The following is a 25,816-nucleotide window of genomic DNA, read 5'->3' on the forward strand; positions in this document are numbered from 1 at the left end:
TCTGACTCATCGCAAGTTCTACCACCCAGGTACATATTTGTACCACCGGATCGAAGGAGCAAGGTGTGCTGACGGATCCACTCGCCGAGGCCATGGCCGAGGCCGAGAAACTGGTCGAGAGTGCCCCCCACATCCGGTCGGAGCAGGACCTGCTCGAGGGAATGCAGTACCTCGCGGGCGGCATCCTCGCGACCGTGCATGCCGCGTGGGCCACCGAGAAGACCCATCCGAACTTCATCCAGGGCACCGGGCCGTACATGAAGATGGGGCTGGACAACCCGGACACGCTCTACTTCGGCGCGCGGATCAACGACGACGCCGAGTACATCGTGACCGGCACCCGCGGCACCACCGCCGACTTGAGCTTCCAGGTACTCAGTGGCAACTACACCAACGCGAACGTGCCCGGCAGCGAGATCGCGTTCGACGACCGGGAACTCCACATCGAGGACGACGGCACGTTCGTCGCCACGTTCGGTCCGGGGCCGGCGGACGGACGCCGCAACCACTTCACCCTCGCTCCGGGCTCGTCACAGCTGGTGGTCCGCGAGGTCTACAGCGACTGGAGCCAGAAGCGGGGCAGCATCCGGATCGAGCGCGCCGACCGCATCGGCGTCCCGGCGCCGCCGCTCACGAGGGAAGAGACCGAGAAGCGCTTCGCCCGCGCCGGTAAGGCCCTGGTCGGGCGCGTCAAGACGTGGCTGCAGTTCCCCCAGTGGTTCTACGACAACCTGCCGGTCAACACGATGACCGCACCACGGCTGACCCCGGGCGGGCTGGCCACGCAGTACTCCTCGGTGGGCCACTACGAACTCGCCGACGACGAGGCGATGATCATCACCGTCCCGAAATCGGATGCGCCCTACCAGGGTTTCCAGCTCGGCAGCCTCTGGTACATCTCGCTGGACTACATCGATCACCAGACCTCGCTGAACAACACCCAGGCGCAGGTCGATCCGGACGGGATGATCCGGATGGTCCTCAGCGAGCAGAACCCGGGTGTGACCAACTGGCTCGAGGCCCTCGGCCATCCGCGCGGCTACCTGCAGTTCCGGTGGCAGCGGACGTCGCGGGAGTTCACAGCCGAGGACGGCCCCACCGTCGAGGTCGTGAAGCTCGACGAGGTCGCCGCGAAACTGCCGTTCCACGAACACAACAAGATCACGCCGGAGGACTTCGCCACCCGCATCGCGGGACGCCGGGCCGCCGTCGCCGACCGGATGCTGGGGTAGACAATGACAAAGACGCTGCAGTCCGCGCTTCTCGAAAACAAGGTGATCGTCATCTCGGGCGTCGGACCGGCGCTCGGCCGGACGCTGGCACTGCGATGCGCCGAGGCCGGCGCCGACCTGGTGCTGGCCGCGCGCACCCAGGAGCGCCTCGACGAAGTGGCCAAGGAAGTCACCGACCTCGGCCGCCGCGCGGTGACGGTGTCGACCGACATCACCGACGACGCCTCGGCCGCCCACCTGCTGGCCGCCACCACCGACGCGTTCGGCAGGGTCGACGGCCTGATCAACAACGCGTTCACGGTGCCGTCGATGAAGCCGTTCGGCCGCACCGACTTCCAACACATCCGGGATGCGATCGAGCTGACCGTGCTCGGCGCGCTGCGCCTGACCCAGCTGTTCACGCCGGCCCTGGCCGAATCCAAGGGCGCGGTCGTGAACGTGAACTCGATGGTGCTGCGGCACTCGCAGGAGCGCTACGGCAGCTACAAGCTGGCCAAGTCGGCACTGCTCGCGATGTCGCAGTCGCTCGCCACCGAGCTCGGCCCCCAGGGAATCCGCGTCAATTCCGTCGCCCCCGGCTACATCTGGGGCGACACGCTGAAGAAGTACTTCGAGCACCAGGCCGAGAAGTTCGGCATCACTGTCGACCAGATCTACGAGCACACCGCCGCGAACAGCGACCTCAAGCGCCTGCCGACCACCGACGAGGTCGCGAACGCCGTGATCTTCCTGGCCTCGCCGATGGCGAGCGCGATCACCGGCCAGTGCCTCGACGTCAACTGCGGCGAGTTCCACCACTAGAGAATTCGGACGACAATGACTGAACGCACCACCGTCGGCACCGTCGAGGACCTGCACGCGTCCGCGACCAGGATGACCGGACTCGACGACTTCGGCACCGACGACTACACCGAGGCACTCGGGGTCCTGCTCGACTCGTATGCCCGGGACGAGGATCTGACGCCGTTCGGCAGCAAGATCTCTCGCGTCTTCCTGCGCGGCGCGCTGGTCGCCCGCCTGCTCAGCGAGGCCGCCTGGAAGCAGTTCCCGGAGCACACCGATGTGCCGATCGAACGACCCATCTTCGTCACCGGCCTGCCGCGGACCGGCACCACGGCACTGCACCGCCTGCTCACCGTGGACCCGGGACATCAGGGACTGGAGATGTGGCTGACGGAGATGCCGCAGCCGCGGCCCCCGCGGGACACGTGGGAGTCCAACCCGGTGTTCCAGGCGATCGAGCAGCAGTTCGGTCAGCATCACATCGACCATCCCGAGTTCATGGGCGTGCACTTCATGTCCGCGGCAGAGGTCGAGGAGTGCTGGCAGTTGTTGCGGCAGACCTTCAAGTCGGTGTCGTACGAGTGCCTGGCGAACCTGCCGACGTACTCGACGTGGCTCGAGGGCCAGGACTGGACCAACGCGTACGCGCGGCACAAGAAGAACCTGCAGCTGATCGGCCTGCCGGATCAGGATCGGCGGTGGGTGCTCAAGAATCCGAGCCACCTGTTCGCGCTCGACGAGTTGATGGCGGCGTATCCGGACGCCCTGGTCATCCAGACGCACCGGCCGCCGCGGACCATCGTGCCGTCGGTGTGCAGCCTGGCCGAGCAGGCCACCGAGGGCTGGTCCAACAAGTTTCGCGGCGAGGTCATCGGCCGCAGCCAGTTGGACCTGTGGGCGCGCGGGCTCGAGGACTTCACCGCGGCGCGGGCGAAGTACGACCCGTCGCAGTTCATCGACGTCGACTACGGCGACTTCGTCGGCGACCCGCTCGGCACCGTCGAGAAGATCTATTCACACTTCTCGATCCCGATGACCGAGCAGGCGCACCGGGCGATGGAGGACATGCACGCCGAGAGCCGCTCGGGCAGCCGCAAGCCGGCGCACAAGTACACGCTCGAGGAGTACGGGCTGACGGCTGAGGAGGTCGACGAGCGGTTCGGCGACTACTCCGGCGGCTGAACCGAGAAAGAATCTCACCCACCGAGACCCTGCTGTGACGGCCGCCACATTCCGGGTTAGCTTTCCTGGCATGGGGACTGCAACGGCGCAGACCCCTGTCAGAGAGGCTCGATCCGAATGTTCCTGCACGCAAGACGATTCGATACCGAACAGGACCGGCTTCCGGACGGCATGCACAGCTCGCCCGGAACAGCGACCGCCGTCGACCTCGCCGCCGCGGGATACACCGAGCAGGAGTTCTTCCTGAGCGGCACCGCGACGGCGTACCGCGAGGACGGTACGTGGGATTCGGACGGCCGCTGGACCGTCGCGGAAGCGGGGCAGGCCCCGTACCGGACGCGTCTGCTGGTCCGGGCGCCCGCGGATCGCAGCCGGTTCAACGGCACCGTCGTCGTCGAGTGGCTCAACGTGAGCGGCAACGTCGACGTGGACGTCGACTTCGGCTACATGCACTCCGAACTGCTGCAGGGCTACGCCTGGGTGGGGGTGTCCGCGCAGGCCGCCGGTGTCAACAGCACCGGCGGCAGCCCACTGGGCCCGAACGTGGTGGGGCTCAAGGCATGGGATCCGCAGCGGTACGGACCGCTGCACCACCCGGGCGACGCCTACTCGTACGACATCTTCTCGCAGGCGGGTGCCGCGCTCCGCGCACCGCGTGGCGCGGACCCGCTCGCCGGGCTCGTCGTCGAACGTTTGCTCGCGGTCGGCCAGTCCCAGTCGGCGATGCGGATGCTGACCTACGCCAACGCGATCCACCCGCTCGCCCGGGTGTTCGACGGCTTGTTCGTCCACAGCCGCGCCGGCTTCGGCGCACCGATCGGGGCCGGCACGGGCCTGCCGAAACTCGACGGTCCGGACGGGCCACGGGTGGTGTCCCCGGCACGGGTCCGTACGGATCTCGACGTCCCGGTGTTCCAGGTTGTCACGGAGACCGAACTGTTCGAACTCGGCGGCGGCCCCGGTCCAGGGTCGTTCGTCGCCGCCCGTCAGCCCGACAGCGACCGGATCCGGACCTGGGAGATTGCGGGCACGGCGCACTCCGACGCCCACGCCCTGCGAATCCTGTACCCGCAGTATACCGCCCAGTTCGGCGCCATCAGGGATCTCGGCGCGGTGATTCCCGTGGTCAACGACGGTCCGCAGGCCCCGGTGGTGGCCGCGGCGCTGCGTTCGCTGAATACGTGGGTCGCGGACGGCACCGCTCCCCCGGTTGCCGATCCGATCGAGACCACGGATTCGGCCATCGTCCGCGACGAGTTCGGCAATGCCCGCGGTGGCGTGCGCACACCGCAGGTCGACGTCCCGGTCGCGTCGCTGACCGGAGAGACCGTCCACGTCCCGAACAACGGCGCGACGGTCGCTCTCGACGCGGACGCCCTGGCGTCGCTGTATCCCGACCAGGACGCGTACGTGACGCGAGTCGCGGAGGCCACCGATCGCGCCGTCGCGACCGGGTTCCTCCGCTTCGAGGACGGCCGGGCGCTCGTCGCCGCCGCGCGTGGCACGCGCCTCGGGAACTGAGTCGCTACCGGAGGTGGGCACCCAGCAGCGCGTCGACCTGCTCGGGTGCCTCCTCCGGAATCCAGTGGCTGACACCGTGCAGTGTCTCGAACGTGTACGGGCCGGTTACGAATCGCTCGGTGAGCCGGGCGGCAACGGGACCGAGCGCGATGTCGTTGTCGCTCCACACGTACAGGGTCGGCACCGTCACCTTCGCGGCGGCGGACTCGGGATTGGTGAACGGCATCGCGCGATACCAGTTCAGCGCGCCCCGAATACGGCTCCGCTCCCGCATCGCGGCGAGGTCGCGGTCGGCCTGAGCCGCCGTCATGCCACTCGAGAGCAGGGCTCGGCGAGCGAATCCCGTGGTCGCGAAGGCACGTTCGGGCAGCACGGGTAGCTGGAAGGCCGCCATGTACCACGACTTGCGGATCTGACTGCTCGTCAGTAGTGCCCGGACGAACGCGGCAGGATGCGGCACCGACAACGCGGTGAGGGTCCGGACCAGATCCGGTCGGTGTGCGGCGAGCGTCCAGGCGACCGCCGCGCCCCAGTCGTGCCCCACGACGTGCACCGGACCCAGGCGGTGCTGCTCGACTAGGGCGGTCACGTCTGCCGTCAGTTCCGAGAGCCGGTACGCCCACCGGGAACGCGGGCGGGCGCCCGGTGAGTAGCCGCGCTGATCGACGGCGAGCGTGCGGAACCCCCGCGCGTGCAACAGGGACGCCAGCCGCTCCCACGAGCGCGAGTCCTGTGGGAATCCGTGAAGGAGCACGACCGGAGTGCCGTTGCCGGGTCCGGCATCCCGGACGTCGAAGGTCAGCCCCACCCGAGTGAAGGAAGAAATCCGTTCCACCATGTGAGCCCCCAGATCCCCCCGGCACGTGTCTCAGCCACGCTATTGCTGCTCCCGAGCCCCGTCAACGACGTCGATCTGGACGAACGTCCAACGTCTTCTCGGTAAAGTGCACAAACCGACCACTCTCCTGCTAGCTTTACGGCCAGTGGCGTCGGGCCACATCCACCACACCCCAGAGGACTGAAACATGGGTTCGTTCAGCACCATCAGCGCCGTCATCGACATCGTCAAGACGATCCTCCCGATCATCGAGCAGCTGAGCTCGATGAGCTGATTTCGACGCACTTCGACGGGCCGGATTCCTGGAATCCGGCCCGTCGTGCATCGACAAGGCTTCCGCACGCCGGGAAGCGACTCGCATCACACTGACTCGATCCGACATCGTCGGTGAATAACTGTCGACGAGACACCCTCACCGCCGGCGCACGGCGACACAGCAGCCACCTCCACCAGCGAGGAGAAGGCGCGACTCGGCACGATCGTGGCGCTCGGCACCATGACGGCGCTGGGCCCGTTCACGATCGACATGTACCTGCCCGCGCTGCCCGACATCGCGACCGCACTCGACTCGACCGCTTCGGGTGCCCAGCTCACGATCACCGGGACGCTCATCGGACTGGCGCTCGGGCAACTGATCATCGGTCCGCTCTCGGACAGCCTGGGCCGCAAGCGTCCACTGGTCGCCGGCATCGCGCTGCACATCGTCAGTTCGCTGGTCGCCGTATTCGCCACGAGCATCGTGATGCTCGGTGCGGTGCGTGTCTTCCAGGGCATCGGCGCCGCCGCGGCCGCCGTCGTGACGATGGCGATGGTGCGGGACCTGTTCTCCGACAAGGCCGTCGCTGTCGTCATCTCACGGCTGATGCTGGTCCTCGGCGTCGCGCCGGTGATCGCGCCCAGCGTGGGCGGGGCGCTGCTGGTCGCGATGGACTGGCGCGGCATCTTCGTGGTCCTCGCGCTCATCGGGATCGCCATCGCGTCGGTCGCCGTCTTCGCACTACCGGAAACCCTTCTGCCCGAGCGGCGTCGGCCGAGCGGGCTGCTGCCGGTGCTGCGCACGTACCGGATGCTGCTGCGCGATCGCACGTTCGTCGCGCTCACCTTCGCGTCGAGCATCGTGATGGCCGCACTCTTCGCCTACGTGTCCGGTGCTCCGTTCGTGTACCAGGACCAGTTCGGTCTCGATCAGCAGCAGTTCGCGATCGTCTTCAGCGCAGGCGCGTTCTCGATGATCGGTGCGACTCAGCTCAATGTGCGTCTGCTGCGCCGTTGGTCGCCCCAGCAGATCGTGCAGGCGTCGCTCGCGGCCGCCGTCACGTTCGGCGTCGTCGCCATCGCGGTGGCCCACTTCCAGATCGGCGGGCTGCCCGGTTTCGTCGCCGCACTGTGGATCATGTTGGGCGCGGTGTGCTTCGTGCTCCCCAACGCACCCGCTCTCGCGCTGACCCGGCACGGCGAGGCCGCCGGAACCGCTGCGGCACTCCTCGGTTCGATGCAGTACGCCGTCGGCGCCGTCGTCGCGCCGCTGGTCGGACTGCTGGGCAACACCAACACGGCGCTCGTGGCGAGCATGACGGCCTGCCTCGCCGCCGCGCTGGTCACCATGTTCGCGGCGGCGCGGACGTCGTAGCGGTCAGCGGCGACGCCACGCGAGCAGCGCGCTGCACGTCGTCGCGGCGAGCGCGAACACGACGGCGCCGATCGCGAATCCCGTGCTGCCGAAGCCGAGTGCGCCGAGGACCACGGTGCCGACGGCAGTACCGACGTACATCGCGGAGTTGTTCCACGACACCGCGCCGGCTCGGCGTTCCGCCAGTTCCGTCGTCAGCAACACCTGACCGGTACTGAAGAACGCCGAGCCGGCCGCGAACGCGATCATGAAGCCCACGATGCTCGCCCAACTCGTCGGCGCGAACACCGCGAGCGCCAGCGCCGTGGCGAGCAGACTTCCCCAGCCGATGCACAGCACCGACTCGTGCCTGCCGGCGGCACGCCACCGGTCGACCAGCGGGCCCGCGACCAGGGAGCCCGAGAACGAGCCGATGCCGACCAGCGCACCGACTAGCCCGAGCGTCTCGGTGCTGAGCCCGAACCGGGTCGCGAACAGCGCACCCGCGAACGCGTACGTGCCCAGGCGGGCCGCCTGCGCGAAGAGATTGCCGAGCATGATCAGGCGGAAGGTCCGGTTCCTCCAGAGCCGGAACGACGTCGCAAGCGCGGTGAGGGCGCCATCCGGCCGCACCACCGCGCGGGCGGGCTCCCGGAGCCGCACGGCGATGGATACCCCGACACCGACGAGCACGAGGGCAACCCCCGCGAAGGCCCAGCGCCAGTCGAAGCTCGCGGCAACCAGCGTGCCCAGCGGCACACCGATGATCTGACCACCCGCATATGCGGCGGCACCGCGCGAAATGGCCCGGCCACGCTCCCGTGGTACCGCCGTCTCGGCGAGGAAAGCCCAGATCGCCGGGCCCATCAGCGCACCACCGAACCCGCCGACCATGCGGGCACCCACCAGGAAGGGAAGGCTCGGCGCCAGCACGCAGAGAATCTCGCCGAGCACCATCACCGAGAGGCCGGCGAGAATCACCCGTCGGCGCGCCACGTGCTCGGTGAGCGCCCCGAGCAGGGGACTCGCCACCGCGTACGTCAGCCCGTAGGCGGTCACCACCAGCGCGGTCGCCGGAATGCTCGTGCCGAGATCGTCGGCGATGGTCGGCAACAGCGGCGAGATGAGGAACAGTTCGCCACCCATGAGGAAGAACACCGCGTGCAGCAACGCGTGCTGCGCCCACGGGGTTCGGGCGGGCACCACCGGCTCGGTTCGGGGCGAGCCGGACTCGCTCGTATGCGCCATGACGTCAAACGTTAGCGGCGGTCATGACCGCGCCGCGTATCGGGAACCGGTCACCGGAAGTGCCGTGCCGGGTTCGCGAGCAGGGCAGGCCTGCATGGGATGATCGGGGCATGCCGTCACCGTCACCGCTGCCCCTGGATCCGATCGAGGAAGCGCACCGTCAGTGGACCGAGCACGGCTGGGGCGCCGTCGCCGACGGGATGGCCGCAGTGACATCGGTGGTACGCGCGCAACAGATCATGATGGCGCGGGTCGACGAGACCCTCAAGCCCTTCGGGCTCACCTTCTCGCGATACGAGTTGCTGACACTGCTCACCTTCACCCGCAGCGGCGCGCTGCCGATGGCGAAGGCGAGCGCCCGCCTCCAGGTGCACCCGACCAGCGTCACCAACGCGGTCGACCGCCTCGAGAGCGCCGGCCTGGTCCGCCGCGTCCCCCACCCCACCGACCGCCGGGCAACGCTGATCGAGATCACCGACGACGGCCGGGACATCTCCCGGCGGGCCACCGAGGCGCTCAACGAGAAGGTGTTCGCCGAGCCCGGACTGTCCCCCGACAAGCTGGATTCGCTCGTGCGCATCCTCACCGAACTGCGAGTTCAGGCAGGCGATTTCGACACCGGCGACCGGCCGGGCAAGTGGCACTGACGCCGACGACCGAACGGCCGCCGGTGCGCAGTCCCGTCGACCGCCGCGCTATTGCAGGAGCTCTCCGGCAATCTGCTCGATCCTGACGACACCCTGAAACAGGTCCTCGCCGACAGCCTCTCGCAGCTCGGTCTCGATGCCGGCCGCCAGTTCGTCCGCCTCGTCTATCGTCTTCGTGCCGAGTGCGGTCAGCCTCACCTCGACGAGCTTCTGATGCATGGGCGAGGGCCGACGGCTGACGAGTCCCTTGCCCTCGAGACTCGACAACATGGTTGCGATCGACTGCGGCGTCCCCAATCCGGTTCGCGCGAGCTGCGCAGCGGAGCTCGGCTCGAGGTGCTTGAGCGCCAGGAGCGTCGAGTACTGCGGCACCGTGATGCCGAGCGGACGCAGGGCGGCCGCCTTGGCGTCGATGATCATCCGCGCGATGTGCCGAATGCGCGTGCCGATCCGGTCGTCGAGCACCTGGGACAGGCGATCGATGTCAGCATCCTCTGTCAACGACTCCACTCCTCCGTCTACGAACCCTCAGCGTTGCCAGAGTATTGCGAAAACCCTGAACCGGAACAACCGAGCCACGCCCAGCATCGGCCAACACAGGACCTTTATATGTGAAAGTATTCTCATAGATGACAGAATGTTGTTACCTTTCGGAAAGCCGGCATCGCGCCGGAACCGCCACGGGAGGAGCAACGACATGAGCGGACAGAGGACACGAACCCCGGAACCCGACACCACCTACGAGGGCAGCAAGAGAGAAATCCCCACCGACGAGGGCGTGCTGCGCTACCACGAGGCGGGGGACGGCCCTCCCCTGCTTCTGCTGCACGGGTCGGGGATCGGCGTCAGCGGCTGGCGCAACTTTCGCGGAAACCTGGCGACCTTCGCCCGGCACTTCCGTTGCCACGTCCTGGAACTCCCCGGCTTCGGCATCAGCGATCCCGTCGACGGCCACCCCCTGCGCACCTCGGGCGCGGCGGTCATCAGGTTCATGGACGCGCTCGGCATCGAATCTGCTTCGATCGTAGGTAATTCGATGGGCGGCGTCGTCGGCGTGAATGTCGCAATGACGCACCCCGACCGTGTGGACAGACTCGTCACCATCGGCGGGGTGGGCCCGAACATCTTCAGCCAGAGCCCGAGCGAAGGGTCACGTCTGCTCCGCGAATTCGCGGACGATCCCAGCCGGAGCAAGCTCGTTCGCTGGCTCGACTGCATGGTGCACGATCCGGCGCTCCTCACCGAGGAGAGGATCGACGAGTACTGGGAGAGCGCCAACAGCCCGCAATCACACAAGACGCTGGTGGCAATGTACGGATCGGAGGCAACCGCCGCCCGGGAACGGGCGATGGCCGACCCGGAACGCGCTCCGTACTGGATGGATATGCGAAAGGTGCAGTGCCCCACACTGTTCACGTGGGGACTCGACGACCGACAGTGCCCGCCCGACATGCCGCTCGTCCCGCTCCGACTGGTCCCGAATGCCGAGCTTCACATCTTCCCCAACTGCGGCCACTGGGTGATGCTCGAAGCCAAGGAGGCGTTCGAGCGCGTCACACTCGAATTCCTGCTCCGCTGAGCGGCGGCCGTCTTCCATTGAACGGGAAGCGGCATTCGGCCACGAACTTTTGCATAGCTAACGTAAGCAATCGTCAGTGACGCCCGTCACTGCCGGATTGGGGGATTCATGCGTGTGAGATCGAAACTGGGCAGGACGTGGGCAACCGTGCTGGTGGCGAGCACACTGGCCGTTGCCGGCTGCGCCGACACCGCGAACGGAGACACCGAGGACGGTCGTCGCACACCGCCGGCCGCGGGATTCGTCGGGGAACAGGCGGTGGGAGGAAACCCCACGCCCACAGCACAGTTGACGTTCAGTACCCAGTCGCTGGCCGCGTACCTCAATCCGGTGAGGACCGCGGCGCGCGGCGAGAGCGGCGGGTCCGAACTCGCCGCGGTGTACGACGTCCTGATGCGGTACGACAGCGCGGCCAATCGGTTCGAACCGCGGCTCGCCGAGTCGCTCACCGAGGAACCCGGCGGCCTGACCTGGACGCTGAAGCTCCGCCCGGATGTCAGGTTCAGCGACGGCACGCCGCTCGACGCGAGCGCGGTGGTCCACAGCATCGATCGCTACAACGCCGGACGCGGCGACGGATCGGCCGTGTGGACCGCCGCGGTCGAGTCGACGACGGCGGTCGATCCGCGCACCGTCACGTTCCGCCTCCACGACCAGTGGCCGACGTTCCCGTCGATGCTCGCACTCGGCCACGGAATGATCGTCGCTCCCAGCGCCGGCGAGGGTGAATCCTTCGAGCCGGTCGGCGCCGGCCCGTTCGTCCTGGACCACTACTCCCCCAACGAGGAACGGGTGTTCACGGCCCGCGACGACTACTGGAACGGCAAGCCCGCCACCGCCAAGCTCCGGTTCATCGCGCTCACCAACTCGCGGCAGAACTTCGAGACGCTGCAGACCGACGGCATCGACATCGGATTCCTCCGCGGCGACGCGTCGGCGGTGTACGACACCATCGACCACGACTATCCCGGCTATTTCAACATCCTGAACAGCGGCAGCGCCGAACTGATCAACAACCGCGCCGGTAGGCCGGGGGCCGACGTCCGGGTGCGTAAGGCGATCTCACTGGCCCTCGACCCTGACCTGATCGACGAGCGCGGCGAGAAGGGGCTGGGGCTTCCGACGAAGGCGATGTTCGACGAGCGTTCGCAGTGGTTCACCGATGTGCCGGCGCTCCCGTACGACCCCGACGCGGCCCGTCAACTGCTCGACCAGGCCAAGGCCGACGGCTACGACGGCCACCTGAACTTCCTCGTCCTCCAGGAACCGCGCTCCAACGCGATCGGTCTCGCCGTGCAGTCGCTGCTCCAGACCGTCGGCTTCACCGTGACCATCGTCCCGGTCAACAACGCGGGCGACATCGTGAAGAAGGTGTACGCGGAGCACGACTACGACATGGCACACGCGGGAATCGGCCTGTACGAGTCGATCCCGTACCTGGGTCTGCAGTCCAGCCTCGGAAGCACGTCGAAGGCAAACTTCTCCGGCTACGCGAATCCCGACATGGACGCGCTGCTCGGACAGTTGCAGAACGCGGACGATGCCACCTACCGGGACGTGCTCGGACGTATTCAGCAACTCTGGAACGACACCGTTCCCAGTGTCCCGACGAGCGCACTGATGATCTACGTGGCGTGGCAGAAGAACGTCCACGGCATGGTCCCGACCGCCACGAACATCATGCTGCTCGACAAGGTCTGGCGCGAATAGCCTCGCAACCACCTTCGGCCCCTGCCGCGTACACGGTAGGGGCCGAAGACGGTGCCGGACGAAAAGAACTAGTGGTGGCCGAAGCTCGGGTCGCGCTTCTCGGCGAACGCGGCCATGCCTTCCTTCTGGTCCTGCGTCGCGAACGCGGAGTGGAACACGCGCCGCTCGAACCGGACGCCCTCGGACAGCGTCGACTCGAAGGCCCGGTTGACCGACTCCTTGACCATCATCGCGATCGGCAGCGACATGTCCGCAATCTTCGACGCTGTCGCGATGGCCTCGTCGAGCAGGTCGATCGCCGGGACGATCCGCGAGACGAGGCCGGCACGCTCGGCCTCGTCGGCGTCGATGGTGCGACCGGTGAGGCACAGGTCCATCGCCTTGGCCTTGCCGATCGCGCGGGTGAGCCGCTGCGAGCCACCGATGCCGGGCAGCACGCCGAGCTTGATCTCGGGCTGACCGAACTTCGCCGAATCCGCCGCGATCAGGACGTCGCACATCATCGCCAACTCGCATCCGCCGCCGAGCGCGTACCCGGCGACCGCTGCGACGATCGGCTTGCGGGCCGCGGCGATGCGGTCCCACGCCGAGAACCAGTCGTCGAGGTACATGTCCATGAACGACTTGGACTGCATCTCCTTGATGTCGGCGCCGGCCGCGAATGCCCGCTCCGAACCGGTGATCAGGATCGAGCCGATGCTCCGGTCCTTCTCGAAGTCGTCGACGGCCGCGACCATCTCCGACATCAGCTGCGCGTTGAGGGCGTTGAGCGCCTCCGGCCGGTTGAGCGTGATCATGCCGACGCGGCCGGTGCGCCCGACCTGGATCGTCTGGTAGTCCGTCATCGAGTCTCTCCGTTCGATCTGTCCCTGATGTCCCTGATGATTGCCGAGAAGTCCTCGCCGCCGTGCCCGGTCTCGTGGAAGCGCCGGTACAGCTCCGCGGCCCGCAGCCCGAGTTCGGCGTCGACGCCGTTGGTGCGCAGCGCGTTCGCGGCGAGCCCGAGATCCTTGTCCATGAGGGCGGCCGCGAACCCCGGCTGGTAGTCGTTGTTCGCGGGGCTCGCCGGGACGGGCCCCGGCACCGGGCAGTTGGTGGTGAGCGCCCAGCACTGACCCGACGCGTTGGACGCGACGTCGAACAGCGCGTGGTTGCTCAGGCCCAGCTTCTCCCCCAGCACGAAGGCCTCGCTGATCGCGATCATCGAGACGCCGAGGATCATGTTGTTGCAGATCTTCGCGGCCTGGCCCACGCCGGGGCCGCCGCAGTGCACGACCTTGCGGCCCATCACCTCGAGCAGCGGGCGGGCGGCCTCGAAGTCCTCGTCGGCGCCGCCGACCATGAACGCCAGCGTCCCGGCGGCGGCGCCCATCACCCCGCCGGACACTGGCGCGTCGACGCTGCGGTGCCCGGCCTGCTCGGCCAGTTCGTGCGCCGCACGGGCATCGGCGACGTCGATCGTCGAGCTGTCCACGAACAGCGTGCCCTGCCGTGCCGCGGTGAGCAGACCGCCCTCGTACAGGTCGAGGACGTGCCTGCCGCTGGGCAGCATCGTGATGACGACGTCGGACTCGGTGGCTGCCTGCGCGGCGGACTCGACGACGGTGATCCCGTCCCGCCGGGCCTGCTCGAGCGCCGCCGGCACCAGATCGAAGCCCTTGACGACGTATCCGGCCTTCGCGAGGTTCGCCGCCATCGGCCCACCCATGTGGCCCAGGCCGACGAATCCGACGGTGATGTCGCTCGTGCTCATCGCACTTCCTCCCCACTCACGAGCGCTGCGGCCAAACCGAGTTCGGCCTCGCCGAGCGGCTCGAAGAATCGATCCACTAGTTCGTCGGTGACCGCCTCGAGGGTCGACGGCGACCATGCGGGGTTACGGTCCTTCTCTACCACCTGCGCACGGATGCCTTCCACGAGATCGTGGGATTCCAGGCACGCCAACGACACCCGGTACTCCTCGTCGAGGACGGCCTCGAGGCTGTCGAGGGTGCGGGCGCGGCGCAGTGCCCGCAACGTCACCTTCGCGGCGGTCGGGGACTTCGCGAGGATCTGTTCGGCCGCGGCCTGCGCCTCGGGAACGTCACTTGCCCGCAGGTTCGCGACGATCTCCTCGACGGTGTCCGCGGCATACGCGGTGTCGATCCAGTCCCGCTGCGCCGCCAGCTCCGACGCCGCGGCGGGCTGCGCGAACTGCGCGAGAGCGTCCTCGACCGAACCCTCGGCCAGCGCCTGCTCGAACTCGTCGAGCCGATCCGACGGCACCGAGTGGTCGGCGAAGCCGCACGCGATCGCGTCGCCGGCCGTCATGCGCGCCGTCGTGAGCGCGACGTGGGTGCCGAGTTCGCCGGGCGCCCGCGACAGCAGGTAAGTGCCGCCGACGTCGGGCACGAAACCGATGCCCACCTCGGGCATGCCGATCGTCGAACGTTCGGTGACCACACGGACGTTGCCGTGCGCGGAGACACCGACGCCGCCGCCCATGACGATGCCGTCCATGATCGCGACGTAGGGCTTGCCGTAGCGGGCGATCGCGGCGTTGAGGACGTACTCGTCACGCCAGAAGTCCTTCGACCCGCTGCCGCCGTCCCTCGCGTCGTGGTAGATCGAGACGATGTCGCCGCCCGCGCACAGGCCACGCTCGCCGGACCCGCTGAGCAGCACGGCCCGGACGGACTCGTCGTCGGCCCATTCCAGCAGCGCCGACGCCATCGTCTGCACCATCGCATGATTCAGCGCGTTGATCGCCTTCGGCCGATTGAGGGTGATCCGGCCGAGAGCGCCGACCCGTTCGACCAGAACCTCGGGTTCACCGATGTCGCTCATGCCGCGCCCGCCGATCCGACCACCGCGCGGGCCACGACGACCCGCATGATCTCGTTGGTGCCCTCCAGGATCTGGTGCACCCGCAGGTCTCGCACGATCTTCTCCAATCCGTATTCCGCCAGATAGCCGTAGCCGCCGTGCAACTGCAGGGCCTCGTTGGCGACCGTGAACCCGGTGTCGGTGGCGAAGCGTTTCGCCATCGCGCACAGCTCCACCTTGTCCGCGGTGTCCGCGTCGAGTGCGTCCGCGGCCCGCCACAGCAGGGTGCGCGCGGCCTCGAGTTCGATCCGCATGTCGGCAAGCCGGAACTGCAGTGCCTGCGATTCGACGAGCGCCGCCCCGAACGCCTTCCGCTCGCCGAGATACGCGACGGCCTTGCCGAGCGCGGCCTGCGCGCCACCCACCGAGCAGGCGGCGATGTTGAGCCGTCCGCCGTTGAGCCCCTTCATCGCGATGCGGAAGCCCTCACCCTCGCCGCCGAGCAGATTCGCCGCCGGCACCCGGACCGCGTCGAGGATCACCTGCCGGGTGGGCTGGGCGTTCCAGCCCATCTTCTTCTCGTTGGCACCGAACGACAGCCCGGGCGCGTCCTTCGGCACGACGAACGCCGAGATCCCGCGGGCGCCCGCATCGCCGGTGCGGGCCATGACGACGTACACGTCGGAGCTGCCGGCACCGGAGATGAACTGCTTGACGCCGGTGAGCACGTAGTCGTCGCCGTCGCGAACGGCCTTGGTGGACAGGGCCGCCGCGTCGGAGCCGGCGCCTGGCTCGGTGAGACAGTAGCTGCCGAGCTGCTCCATCGATGCCAGTCCGGGCACCCAGCGACGCCGCTGCTCGTCGTCACCGAACTCGTCGATCATCCACGTGACCATGTTGTGGATCGAGATGTAGGCGGCGATCGACGGGCAGCCCGTGGCGAGCTGCTCGAAGATCCGGACGCCGTCGAGCCGGGTGAGACCGGAGCCGCCGACGTCCTCGCGGATGTAGATGCCGCCCATACCGAGCGTGCCGGCCTTGCGCAGCACGTCGACCGGGAAGTGTTTGTTCTGGTCCCACTCGATCGCATTGGGCGCCAGGTATTCCGCGGCGAAGTCGCGCGCGGTGTCGCTGATCGCGCGCTCGTCGTCGGAAAGTCTGAACATTGCCTTCGCTCCTAGTTCGTCGTCATCGTCGATGACGTGGTGGCCGCGGTCGTCACAGGGATTTCGCGATGATCCCCTTCATGACCTCGTTCGCACCGGCGTAGATCTTCTGCACCCGGGCGTCCTCGTACATGCGGGCAACGAGGTACTCACGCATGTACCCGTAGCCGCCGTAGAGCTGCACGCAGCGGTCCACGACCTCGCACTGCTTGTCGGTGAGCCAGTACTTCGCCATGGCCGCCTCAGCCGCGTCGAGGTCGCCGCGCAGGTGCTCCTGGATGCAGTGGTCGAGGAACACCTCGCACGTGCGCGCGATGGTCTGGCACTCGGCGAGCTCGAAAGCGGTGTTCTGGAACTCGAACAGGCTGTGCCCGAACGCCTGCCGGGACTTGACGTAGGCGACTGTCTCCTCCACGGCCCGGTTCATCGCGCCCGATGCCTGCGCCGCGATGATCAGCCGTTCCTGCACGAGCTGGGCGATGAGCTGGCTGAAACCCTGGCCCTCCTCGCCCAGCAGGTTGGACACGGGAACCTTCACATCGACGAACGACAGCTCGGAGGTGTCGGCGGCGTGCTGCCCCACCTTGTCGAGCACCCGCCCGACCGTGAATCCGGGGCAGTCCCGCAGGTCGACGATCAGCAGCGAGACTCCCCTGGCACCGGCCTTGGGATCGGTCTTGACCGCCAGCACGATCATGTCGGCGGAGGACCCGTTGGTGATGAATGTCTTCGAGCCGTTGACGATGTAGTGATCGCCGTCCCGGATCGCCGTCGTCCGGATGGCCTTGAGGTCCGATCCGGCGCCCGGTTCGGTCATCCCGATGGCGCCGAGGATCTCCCCGGATGCCATGCCGGGCAGCCAGGTCCGCTTCTGCTCCTCGGTGCCGTACTCGTTCACGTAGTGCGCGACGATGCCGCTGTGCACCGAGACGCCGAACGCGAGGTCACCCGCGTGGCCCTGCGCCTCGAACACCGCGAGATCGTGCGCGAACGTGCCTCCGCCGCCGCCGTATTCCTCGGGGATCGAGCAGCAGAGCAGCCCCAGCTTCCCGGCCGTGAGCCAGACGTCGCGATCGATGCGGCGCTGCGCCTCCCACTTGTCGTTGTTGGCGACCACCTCGCGTTCGAAGAATCCGGCCGCGAGCTCGGAGAGCGCCCGGACCTCGTCGTCGTGCCAGCCCGGCACGTACTTCTTCACCGCGTCAGTCCATCGTCGGGATGACGAAGTGGTCGGCGTGCTCCTTGAACCCGGAGGGCCAGCGCTGCGTCACCGTCTTGGTCTTGGTGTAGAAGCGGATCGAGTCCGGCCCGTGCTGGTTGAGGTCGCCGAATCCGGACCGCTTCCAGCCACCGAACGTGTGGTAGGCGATCGGCACCGGGATCGGGACGTTGACGCCGACCATGCCGACCTCGACGCGGGAGCAGAAGTCGCGGGCGGTGTCGCCGTCGCGGGTGAAGATCGCGACGCCGTTGCCGTACTCGTGCTCGGAAGGCAGCCGCAACGCCTCCTCGTAGTCGTGCGCGCGGACCACCTGCAGGACGGGTCCGAAGATCTCCTCCCGGTAGATCCGCATGTCCGGGGTCACCCGGTCGAACAGCGTTGCGCCGGCGAAGAATCCGTCCTCGTGGCCGTCGAGGGTGAAGCCGCGGCCGTCGACGACCAGTTCGGCGCCCTCGTCGACACCGATCTGCACGTAACCGTTGACGCGATCGAGCGCGTCCTTGCTCACCACGGGACCGAAATCCGCGGTCTCGTCGTCGGAACGTCCGATCCGGAGTTCGCGGACGCGCTCGGTGAGCTTCTCGACCAGCGCGTCCGCAGTCTCCTCACCGACCGGCACCGCGACCGAAATGGCCATGCACCGCTCACCGGCCGAGCCGTAGCCCGCACCGATCAGCGCGTCTGCGACCTGGTCGAGGTCGGCATCCGGCATGACGATGGCATGGTTCTTCGCGCCACCGAAGCACTGCGCGCGCTTGCCGTGCGCCGCGGCGGTCTCGTAGATGTACTGCGCGATCGGGGTGGAGCCGACGAACCCGACGGCCTGGATCCGCGGATCGGTGAGCAGCACGTCGACGGCGTCCTTGTCGCCGTTGACCACGTTGAACACACCCGGCGGCAGACCGGCCTCGAGGAACAGCTCGGCCAGGCGCAGCGGCACCGACGGATCCCGCTCGGACGGCTTGAGCACGAACGCATTTCCGCACGCGAGGGCGGGCGCGGCCTTCCACAGCGGGATCATCGCCGGGAAGTTGAACGGGGTGATGCCCGCGACGACGCCGAGCGGCTGGCGCATCGAGTAGACGTCGATACCGGAGCCGGCGCCCTCGGTGTACTCGCCCTTGAGCAGGTGCGGGATGCCGGTAGCGAACTCGACGACCTCGAGGCCGCGCTGGATGTCACCCTTGGCGTCGGGAATGGTCTTGCCGTGCTCGGACGACAGCAGCCGGGCGAGCGGATCCATCTCGTCCTGGATCAGCTGCAGGAAGCGCATGAGCACGCGGGCGCGGCGCTGCGGGTTCCACGCCGCCCACTCCTTCTGGGCGTCGGCCGCGTTCGCGATGGCCGCCTCGGTCTCGGACCGGTCGGCGAGCGGAACCCGCGCCTGCACCTGCCCGGTGTTGGGGTCGAAGACGTCGGCGAATCTGCCCGACGCACCGGGGATCCGCTTGCCGCCGATGAAGTGAGAGAGCTCTCGAACGCTCATTGCCCGAACCCGTCCTTTGCTGGTCGTCACAGAGCCACGAAGGAGACGCACGTCACCCTCGCCATTCATCGCTCATCCTATAGTTGGAAGTCCACGTAGGTCCAGGGTTCGATCACGACAATTGCCCGAACCGCAGGTAGCGGCCCCAATCCTCGGACAGAATGACGAACCGAACGCCTGATTTCAGCGATCGCTTCCCGGACGGAGATCAGCCGATGGACTCCCTGAGTGAACCGATACTCGACACTCTCGATCACCCGTTCTCCCGGCGGACCTTTCTCGGCGGTGCCGGCGCACTGCTGGTCGCAGGCATGGCGGGTGCGGGCGCACAGGCAACGGCCGCTCCCGGCCCCGCGCCCGCGACCCAGCCGGGCGCGCTGCCGCACCGGCCCAACATCGTCGTCGTCATCACCGACCAGGAGCGGGTGCCGATGTTCTGGCCCGCGGGTTGGGCCGAGGCAAACCTGCCGAACCGCAAGCGTCTCGCCGACACCGGGCTCACGTTCGACGGCTGCTGCTGCAACGCCGCGATGTGCTCGCCCAGTCGCAGCACGTTCTTCACGGGCCTCTACCCCGCACAGCACGGGGTCACGGCGACACTCACCGAGGGCGGCACCGTCTCACCGACGGAACCGACTCTCCCCCTGGGCATCCAGAACATGGCCAAACTCCTCGACTCCGCCGGCTACAACGTGCAGTACCGCGGCAAGTGGCACATGAGCAAGGGCGAGGACGGCGGCGATCCGTCGAGCGCGGACGTCGCGGCGTACGGCTTCCAGGGCTGGGTCCCGCCCGAGGGCGGTCAGGACACCAACCCGGACCACTTCGGCGGCGGCTGCGCCGATCTCGACAGCCGCTACGCGTCCGAGGCCGTCGAGTTCCTGCACGGCCTGGACCCGAACGACGATCGTCCGTTCGCGCTCGTGGTCTCGTTCGTCAATCCGCACGACGTGCTCGCCTACCCGCAGACGTGGGATGCCATCAACGGCACGTGCGACAACTACGGCTCCGACGCCCCGGGCATCTTCGAGCAGGGCATCGATCTGCCGCCGACGTACGACGAGGGCCTGGCCCGGAACTTCAAGCCCACCGCGCAGATCCAGTCCCAGGTCCTGCTCGCCGCCGGACTGGGGCCGCTGCCCGGGCAGGACGCCGCCCGCAACTACGTGAACTTCTACGCGTACATGCACAAGGTGGTCGACGAACACATCGGCGCGGTACTCGACGCCCTCGAAGCCCGACCCGGGATGCGGGAATCGACGGTGGTGATCCGGATGTCGGACCACGGCGAGATGGGCATGTCCCACGGTGGCCTGCGGCAGAAGGTGTTCAACGCGTACGAGGAGACGTTGAAGGTCCCGCTGGTGATCAGCAATCCGACGCTCTTCCCCCGGCCCGTCCACACGGCCGCGCTGTCGTCCCTGATCGACGTCATGCCCACTCTGGCGAGCCTCGCGGACGTGCCGGACCGGTCCGCGTGGGACTTCCGCGGCGTCGATCTCATGCCGATCGTCACCGATGCCGCCGCGAACCCGGCGGCGCCGAGCACCGAGGTGCAGGACGTCCTGCACTTCACCTACGACGACCAGAACTGCGCCACCCCCAACGGCCAGACGATCGTCACGCAGCCCAACCACATGCGCACCATCCGCGACCACCGGTGGAAGTACTCCGCGTACTTCGATCCGGCCGGGGTGACGCCGCCGCAGTTCGAGATGTACGACCTGCAGACCGACCCGCTCGAACTGCACAACCGCGCGAATCCGTTGAACGTGGGCTACTTCGATCCCGTCCAGGCAATGCGGATGCACTCGCAGCTGTTCGAGGTGATGGAGCGGTGCGGGACGACACCGGCCCGCGGGCTCGCCCCGGTTCCGGTCGGCGGCTCGTAGGAGCCGCGAGCGGTCACCTCGCTGAGCAGACCAGCATCTCGGTGCCGCCGCCCTGGAATTCGTAGGCGACCGAACGCAATTCGTGTTCGACGCCCCGGACGTCGAGACGTCGGTGCAGCTCGCCCAGCTCCGCGTAGCGGTCGGTCCGCCCGCTCGGCACCAGCGGGAAGACCCGAACCTCCCGCGCCGAGACGCGGAGTAGTTCGGCCAGATACCGGTCGTGATCGTCGACATCGAATCGGTCCGCGTAGGTGAACAGCAGGTGCGACGACAGCACCAGGTCGAACGAACCGTCGGGGAACGGCAGCGCGGGAAGCGCTCCCGGAATGTACGACTCGGGGTGCGCTCGCAGGTCCTCGGCGAACCGCTCCACCGACGCGAGCCGATGTTCGAGATGGTGCTCGGCGTCGCGGAAGAAGCTCCCCGCGAACCGTTCCGGTCGCTGCGCGATGTAGCTGTTGCCGCGGATGGTCTCGGCTCGCGCGGTCGCGGCCAACGCGGAGGTGTCCCCGTACGCGATGTCGCACGCGATGACATCGATCCCGCGGGCGCGGGCGGTCGCGGTGAACGACGACGCACCGGCGGGGCAGTCGAGGACGGTGCCCGTCAGGTCGTCGTCGCGTAGCGCGAACATCGCGACGTACTCGTCGAACGACCGTGCCGAGACCAGCATCGGTCCGATTCCGGCGTCCTCGGTTTCCGTGTGCGACATGGCGGCTCCTGGGTCAGTGCGGGTCGCACGTATCCTGCCCGAGCCGGCCGGAGGCGCGGAACTCGGTGGCCGAGCCGCCGCAGTGTGACGCGACGGACGGGGATGGTGTGTGGGTCAGGCGCCGCCGCTGTGGCGCCCCGCCCGCCTGCGCAGTGCGATCGTCGTGGCGACCGCGATCAGAGCGAGGGCGCCCAGTCCGACGACCACGGCGGTGAGGTACCGCGGCCCCGGCACTCCGAACTCGGCGCTTCCGGAGTCGGGGAACGTGATCTGCGTTGCGGCACTGCGCTCGACCAGCCCACTCTCGAGCGTGACCGAAGCGTTCCATGGACCCGGCGGGATGTCCCTACTCAGAGTGGCCGTGACAGCGCCGGCCGTTCCGGGCGCCAGTGTGGTGATTCCCTCGACGGAGAACGGACCCGCGTTGAGCCCGCCGGGCCCGTCGGCGAGCGCCAGGCTACCTTTCAGATCCAGTGCCCGCCCACCGGTGTTGCGGACGTTGGCCTCGAGGATCGGCGTGCCGTCGTCGGTCCGTGCGGCGGTCAGGGACTCGATGGCGAAATCGGGCGCCGGTGGATTGCCCGGCCCCACAGAGAGATACAGCCTTATGCCGACCCGGCTGATCTGCGCGACCGGTGACTGCGGCGACGCCGCCGAGCGGACTTCGGCCCACAGGACCCCGTACTGCTCCCCCGGTGGCGCGTCCTGCGGTACCGCGATGGTCGCGACGGCTTCGGCGGCGGAATGCGCGTCCACCCTCACCTGTGCGGGGGTGATCGAGGTCCAGGTCGTCAGGTCGTTGGCGACCTGACCGGCCGCCCCGGTGAACTGGCCGCGGTCGATCCCCGCCGCCGAAGGGTAGAGGCGCACGTCGGCAGCCTCGCCCGTGGTGTTCGTGACCTCGAATCGCCTGCTGATGGTCGTTCCCGGCGCGAGGTGATCGACGATGTACACCCGCGCACGCGGGTCGCTCCCGTTGTTCGACGGCGCCTCGAGCAGGCGCACACCGATGCCTTCGTTCTGTGTCGGCGACGACTGAGCCACGGAGATCGCCGATCCGGAAGCCAGCAGCGCGAACGCGCTGATCAAGGCCGCGACGGACGCGATGCGCCGTGCGACGAAATTGGTGCAGTTTTGCGAGCTGCGCACTGTGAAAGATCCCCCCCAGAGCGGTGATGGGAATCGGTGTGGGTGCGGCACGCCGCACCCACACCGATCTCCGGGTCAGGCGACGGAGGTCGACACCGTTCCGGTGTAGACACCGGCGAGAGCGTCCGACGGCAGGCCGACGGTCAACGTCGGGTTCCAGCTGGCCGTGTTGTTGCCCCGCGCGGCGGTACCGGCGACCACGGTCTTGGCGGAATCGAGTCCGGCGACGGCCGACGGAGTCGTCGTCACAGTTCCCGTGCGCTCGACGGTGCCCGGGTTGTACTGCACCTGAGTCGCGGCAATCGTGGTGTCACCGCTCTCCGCAGCCAATGCGAACTCGGACGAGGACACGGTGACGGTCCAACCCGCATTGTTGCCGCGGCTGTCGGTGACCGTGACCTCCCCCAACAACCCGAGGACGTCCGACGCACCGGTCTGCGCGGTGTTGAGCGCGGCAGAGGCCTGAGGAGCGATGGTCAGCCCTCCGGCCACGAGTTCGAAAGTCGTGGTGGTGTCCTCCGCACTCGCGTGGGCCGGCGCGACCAATGCGGCCGCGACCGCGACTCCCGCCACCCCGAGACTTGCCAATTGTTTTCGCATGATCACTCCTTCGCAGAGGTGCGCCCCGACAGCACACGAACAATTCGGACCCTAACACCGAAAGCCTCGACCGGTCGGTTGGTTGAATGTCAAAACAACTGTGCTGGACGATCTTTCAACTTCAGGCGTTCACATGAAGAGATCAGCGTGGATCGCACACATCTTGTGAGAGCCGACCGGTGCGGAGGAACTGGGTGACGAGCCCGCCGCAACTCGACCCGACGGTCGACCCGTGCACGCCGTCCTCGATCGTCAGGAGCCGGCCGCCCATCACGGCCTGCGCTTCGAGCGCCCACCCGTACGGGGTGACCGACTCGTCGCGGTGGCCGATGATCAGCAGGTCGGTGCCGGTGTTCGTGGCGGCCGTCGGCTCGACTGGGAGCGGCCAGCCGCTGCACAGGCTGATGCCGGGGACGTCTGAGTCGGCGGGGAATTCGATGCGGCGCTGCGGGTCTCGGCCGAGTCGGGCGTTGAGCTCCAGGTGCTCGGCGAGCTGGACCGCGCCGTCACCGACCGGATCGAGGCTGTTGCAGATGTAAGCGGTGCCCGCGGTCGGATCGAACGCGCGCTCGAGGAAATCGGTGGTCGCCGGGTCGAGCGGGGCGTCGTTGTCGTCCGGTGCCGGGGCGTCGCCGGGCGGCACCTCCGGTTCGTCGGGGGTGACACCGCCGTCGTCCCCGGCGTCGAGCGCGGCCGCGTCGGGCAGCATCTCCGGCGGGACGTCCGGGTCGGCCGCCGCGAGCACGCGCAGGGCGTCGACCGCAGAGGTACCGGTGTAGTCCATGCTGTCGAGGACCACCCGGTGCAGGTACTCGGGAAAGCGGGACTGCAGTTCGGCGCCGAGGACCGTGCCCCACGAGACGCCGAGGAAGTCGATCGTGTCCAGACCCAACGCCTGCCGCACGGTGTCGAGGTCGTGGGCTGCCGTCGCGGTCGTCAGGCTCGCGACAAAGGCGGGATCGGCATCGACGCAGTCCCGGTTCGCGGCGGAGATCTCGTCGACGTAGGCGGCGAGGCCGTCGTCGTCCCGGGTGTCCGGCTCGTCGGGTTCGGCGCAGTCGATGCGCGACGAATAGCCGATGCCGCGCAGGTCGACCCCGACGACGGTGCCGCCGAGTCCGAGGCTCGATGCGACGGTAGCCGCCATGCTGCGGCCCTCCACACCCGGACCGCCGGGGTTGACGAACAGGGTGCGCGCGGCCGGATCGGTTCCCACCACACGGCTGAGCGCGAGTTCGACGGTCCGGCCGCCGGGGTCGTCGTAATCGAGCGGGACGTCGATCGTCGCGCACTGCAGGCGATCGACGACGTCCTCGTCGACACCCAGATCGGTGACGTAGGCGGCCAGGTCCGTGCAGGGTTCCCACGCGACGGTGTCGGCGGCCACCGGTCCGCCGCACCCGGACAGCGCGCCGGCACCGAGCGCCGCCACGCCTACCCACACCGCCGTCCGACGCACCCTCACCCGATTCCTCTCGTGCCGCCATCGCAAGGCTCCACGGTAGAGGCAACGGGAGAGCACGCAGGTCGGCCGCCTACCGGCGCGCTGCGAGGTGCTCGGACGTCGTCGCGTCGGCCGGGAAGAACGTCTCGATCGCGAGCTCGGACACCGCGACGTCGAGCGGGGTTCCGAAGACCGTGGTCGTGCTGAGGAACGACAGATCGTGGTCGCCCACCCGCACCCGGAGCGGCACGACGAGCGATGGCCCCGGCTCGGTCCCGTCGACCCCACCCGGGTAGCCCGCGAGCTCGATACGGAGCCGGCGCAGCTCGTCGTCGCCGGTCGCCTCGATCTGCCGGTCCAGCCGGTGCAGCACGTGTGCGCGCCATTGGGCGAGGTTCGTGATCCGCGGCGCCATCCCGTCCGGGTGCAGGCTCAGGCGCAGCACGTTGACGGGCGGCTCCAGCAGCCGGGCGGCGGCGCCGTCGGTCAGGAGTGCCACGGTGTCGTTCGCATCCACCAGGTTCCAGTGCCGATCGACCACCAGCGCGGGCATCGGGGAGTGCGCCGCCAGGAGGGTCCGGATCGCGTCCGAGACGACCGCCATCGGGACGTCGGTCAGCGTGTGTTCCGGAAACGCCGGCGCGAACCCGGCGGCGAGCAGCATCGCATTGCGATCGCGCAGCGGGATGTCGAGATGGTCACCGAGCCGGAGCAGCATCGCCCGGGTCGGCCGGGCGCGGCCCGTCTCGAGAAAGCTGACGTGCCGGGTCGAGACCTCCGCCCGATTGGCCAAATCGAGTTGCGTCATCCGTCGGTGCCCGCGCCACCACCGGATCTGATCCCCCACCGGCTGCTGTGTCCGCGACATGCCCCGACCCTAGGCGGTCACGGGGAATACAGCCCATTACCTCCGAGGTAATCGACCCGCGGCAGCCACCTGGGCACGCTCGTTCCCACAGGCCGCGCTCCGACGGCCCATCACGAAAGGCTC

At 68.3% G+C, this 25,816-nt stretch carries 23 protein-coding genes; 9 read left to right on the forward strand and 14 right to left on the reverse strand.

All coding sequences use genetic code 11. The annotated features are described in order from the left end of the window. Positions 1-65 precede the first annotated feature (65 nt). The 4 genes from LCL87_RS20675 (at position 66) to LCL87_RS20690 (ending at position 4,718) form a co-directional block, all read left to right on the forward strand. A complete protein-coding gene (locus LCL87_RS20675; protein WP_225023319.1) occupies positions 66-1,232 on the forward strand; it encodes a hypothetical protein in 1,167 nt (388 codons plus the stop codon). A gap of 3 nt (positions 1,233-1,235) precedes the next feature. After that, positions 1,236-2,033 (forward strand): SDR family oxidoreductase, encoded by a 798-nt coding sequence (locus LCL87_RS20680; RefSeq protein WP_225023320.1) that lies wholly within the window; start codon positions 1,236-1,238, stop codon positions 2,031-2,033. Between the two features lie 15 nt (positions 2,034-2,048). Beyond that, positions 2,049-3,197 (forward strand): sulfotransferase family protein, encoded by a 1,149-nt coding sequence (locus tag LCL87_RS20685; RefSeq protein ID WP_225023321.1) that lies wholly within the window; start codon positions 2,049-2,051, stop codon positions 3,195-3,197. A gap of 117 nt (positions 3,198-3,314) precedes the next feature. Beyond that, positions 3,315-4,718, forward strand: a complete 1,404-nt coding sequence (locus tag LCL87_RS20690) for an alpha/beta hydrolase domain-containing protein (protein WP_225023322.1) — start codon at positions 3,315-3,317, stop codon at positions 4,716-4,718. 4 nt (positions 4,719-4,722) lie between these two features. Here the strand turns inward: LCL87_RS20690 and LCL87_RS20695 are convergent, their stop codons facing one another. After that, a complete protein-coding gene (locus LCL87_RS20695) occupies positions 4,723-5,556 on the reverse strand; it encodes an alpha/beta fold hydrolase (protein ID WP_225023323.1) in 834 nt (277 codons plus the stop codon). Between the two features lie 391 nt (positions 5,557-5,947). On the opposite strand from LCL87_RS20695, the gene LCL87_RS20700 reads away from it, so the two are divergent. Further along, a complete protein-coding gene (locus tag LCL87_RS20700) occupies positions 5,948-7,186 on the forward strand; it encodes a multidrug effflux MFS transporter (RefSeq protein WP_510850828.1) in 1,239 nt (412 codons plus the stop codon). Positions 7,187-7,189: 3 nt separating this feature from the next. Here LCL87_RS20700 and LCL87_RS20705 read toward each other — a convergent pair whose 3' ends face one another. Next, on the reverse strand, positions 7,190-8,413 hold the full coding sequence (locus LCL87_RS20705; protein WP_225023324.1) for an MFS transporter: 1,224 nt from the start codon (positions 8,411-8,413) through the stop codon (positions 7,190-7,192). 110 nt (positions 8,414-8,523) lie between these two features. Here LCL87_RS20705 and LCL87_RS20710 point away from each other — a divergent pair, with 110 nt between their 5' ends. Continuing rightward, the gene (locus tag LCL87_RS20710; RefSeq protein ID WP_225023325.1) at positions 8,524-9,060 is read left to right on the forward strand and encodes a MarR family transcriptional regulator; all 537 of its coding nucleotides are present in this window, start codon (positions 8,524-8,526) and stop codon (positions 9,058-9,060) included. Positions 9,061-9,108: 48 nt separating this feature from the next. On the opposite strand, the gene LCL87_RS20715 is transcribed toward LCL87_RS20710, so the two are convergent. After that, on the reverse strand, positions 9,109-9,561 hold the full coding sequence (locus LCL87_RS20715; protein ID WP_225023326.1) for a MarR family transcriptional regulator: 453 nt from the start codon (positions 9,559-9,561) through the stop codon (positions 9,109-9,111). 196 nt (positions 9,562-9,757) lie between these two features. Here LCL87_RS20715 and LCL87_RS20720 point away from each other — a divergent pair, with 196 nt between their 5' ends. Continuing rightward, positions 9,758-10,639, forward strand: a complete 882-nt coding sequence (locus LCL87_RS20720; protein ID WP_225023327.1) for an alpha/beta fold hydrolase — start codon at positions 9,758-9,760, stop codon at positions 10,637-10,639. A gap of 108 nt (positions 10,640-10,747) precedes the next feature. Then, complete coding sequence (locus LCL87_RS20725) at positions 10,748-12,349, forward strand: ABC transporter substrate-binding protein (protein ID WP_225023328.1); 1,602 nt, start codon at positions 10,748-10,750, stop codon at positions 12,347-12,349. Positions 12,350-12,417: 68 nt separating this feature from the next. Here LCL87_RS20725 and LCL87_RS20730 read toward each other — a convergent pair whose 3' ends face one another. From LCL87_RS20730 to LCL87_RS20755, 6 genes are read right to left on the reverse strand one after another with little or no spacing between them, the layout of a single operon-like run. Further along, on the reverse strand, positions 12,418-13,194 hold the full coding sequence (locus LCL87_RS20730; protein ID WP_084846451.1) for an enoyl-CoA hydratase: 777 nt from the start codon (positions 13,192-13,194) through the stop codon (positions 12,418-12,420). Beyond that, the gene (mmsB, locus tag LCL87_RS20735; protein ID WP_225023329.1) at positions 13,191-14,102 is read right to left on the reverse strand and encodes a 3-hydroxyisobutyrate dehydrogenase; all 912 of its coding nucleotides are present in this window, start codon (positions 14,100-14,102) and stop codon (positions 13,191-13,193) included. Before mmsB ends, LCL87_RS20730 begins: the two co-directional genes overlap by 4 nt. Next, on the reverse strand, positions 14,099-15,175 hold the full coding sequence (locus LCL87_RS20740; RefSeq protein WP_225023330.1) for an enoyl-CoA hydratase/isomerase family protein: 1,077 nt from the start codon (positions 15,173-15,175) through the stop codon (positions 14,099-14,101). Before LCL87_RS20740 ends, mmsB begins: the two co-directional genes overlap by 4 nt. Further along, positions 15,172-16,320, reverse strand: coding sequence for an acyl-CoA dehydrogenase family protein (locus tag LCL87_RS20745; protein WP_225023331.1), 1,149 nt, complete (start codon positions 16,318-16,320; stop codon positions 15,172-15,174). The genes LCL87_RS20740 and LCL87_RS20745 overlap by 4 nt, the downstream gene beginning before the upstream one ends. A gap of 52 nt (positions 16,321-16,372) precedes the next feature. Further along, positions 16,373-17,518, reverse strand: a complete 1,146-nt coding sequence (locus tag LCL87_RS20750; RefSeq protein ID WP_225023332.1) for an acyl-CoA dehydrogenase family protein — start codon at positions 17,516-17,518, stop codon at positions 16,373-16,375. 4 nt (positions 17,519-17,522) lie between these two features. After that, positions 17,523-19,028 carry a CoA-acylating methylmalonate-semialdehyde dehydrogenase gene (locus tag LCL87_RS20755; protein WP_225023333.1) on the reverse strand — a complete coding sequence of 502 codons (1,506 nt, stop codon included), beginning with the start codon at positions 19,026-19,028 and terminating at the stop codon, positions 17,523-17,525. Between the two features lie 215 nt (positions 19,029-19,243). On the opposite strand from LCL87_RS20755, the gene LCL87_RS20760 reads away from it, so the two are divergent. Beyond that, on the forward strand, positions 19,244-20,920 hold the full coding sequence (locus LCL87_RS20760; protein WP_225023334.1) for a sulfatase family protein: 1,677 nt from the start codon (positions 19,244-19,246) through the stop codon (positions 20,918-20,920). A gap of 13 nt (positions 20,921-20,933) precedes the next feature. Here the strand turns inward: LCL87_RS20760 and LCL87_RS20765 are convergent, their stop codons facing one another. The 5 genes from LCL87_RS20765 to LCL87_RS20785 form a co-directional block, all read right to left on the reverse strand. Continuing rightward, positions 20,934-21,632 carry a methyltransferase domain-containing protein gene (locus tag LCL87_RS20765; protein WP_225023335.1) on the reverse strand — a complete coding sequence of 233 codons (699 nt, stop codon included), beginning with the start codon at positions 21,630-21,632 and terminating at the stop codon, positions 20,934-20,936. 114 nt (positions 21,633-21,746) lie between these two features. Continuing rightward, a complete protein-coding gene (locus LCL87_RS20770; protein WP_225023336.1) occupies positions 21,747-22,781 on the reverse strand; it encodes a COG1361 family protein in 1,035 nt (344 codons plus the stop codon). Between the two features lie 75 nt (positions 22,782-22,856). Then, positions 22,857-23,381 (reverse strand): WxL domain-containing protein, encoded by a 525-nt coding sequence (locus LCL87_RS20775; protein ID WP_225023337.1) that lies wholly within the window; start codon positions 23,379-23,381, stop codon positions 22,857-22,859. 142 nt (positions 23,382-23,523) lie between these two features. Continuing rightward, positions 23,524-24,846 (reverse strand): alpha/beta fold hydrolase, encoded by a 1,323-nt coding sequence (locus tag LCL87_RS20780; RefSeq protein ID WP_225023338.1) that lies wholly within the window; start codon positions 24,844-24,846, stop codon positions 23,524-23,526. A gap of 70 nt (positions 24,847-24,916) precedes the next feature. Beyond that, entirely contained in the window at positions 24,917-25,693 is a 777-nt protein-coding gene (locus LCL87_RS20785) for a helix-turn-helix transcriptional regulator (RefSeq protein WP_225023339.1), read from the reverse strand. Between the last annotated feature and the right edge of the window lie 123 nt (positions 25,694-25,816).

Source organism: Prescottella equi (assembly GCF_020171745.1).
GTDB lineage: Bacteria > Actinomycetota > Actinomycetes > Mycobacteriales > Mycobacteriaceae > Prescottella > Prescottella equi_A.